This is a genomic window from Nocardiopsis oceani (assembly GCF_054777395.1).
The window spans coordinates 1-543 of record NZ_BAAHAR010000142.1; the positions used below are offsets into that span (position 1 = coordinate 1).

The following is a 543-nucleotide window of genomic DNA, read 5'->3' on the forward strand; positions in this document are numbered from 1 at the left end:
CTTTCCGCCTGCGGTGCGTGGGGTCGAGATTCCCAAGGACAGTGGGGGTGTGCGCCTGTTGGGTGTGCCCACGGTCGGGGATCGGATCGCTCAGACGGTAGCGGCACGGGTGTTGGAGGAGTCAGCTGAGCCTGTCTTCCATCCCGATTCCTATGGCTACCGGCCGGGGCGGTCAGCGATCGATGCGGTGGGTAGTTGCCGTTGGCGCTGTTGGCGTGCGAACTGGGTCATCGACCTGGACATTCGCGCGTTCTTCGACAGTGTGCCGTGGGATCTGATCATCAAAGCGGTCCAGGCCCACACTGATCGGTCCCAGGCGTGGGTGGTGCTGTATGTGCAGCGGTGGCTGCAAGCGCCGCTGGTGCTGCCTGATGGGACCCTTCAGGAGCGGGATCGCGGCACCCCGCAGGGGTCGGCGATCTCTCCGGTTCTGGCGAATCTGTTTTTGCATTATGCCTTTGATGCGTGGATGGCTCGGAGTTTTCCGGGGGTCACGTTTGAGAGGTATGTGGATGATGTGGTGGTGCACTGTGCCAGTGAGCA

General features: G+C 62.4%; 1 protein-coding gene. It reads left to right on the top strand.

Going from position 1 to position 543, the window contains the following annotated elements; genetic code table 11:
* Positions 1–49 precede the first annotated feature (49 nt).
* On the top strand, positions 50–543 hold a 494-nt coding region (locus ACYVDG_RS32740; RefSeq protein ID WP_460764213.1), incomplete at its 3' end, for a reverse transcriptase domain-containing protein.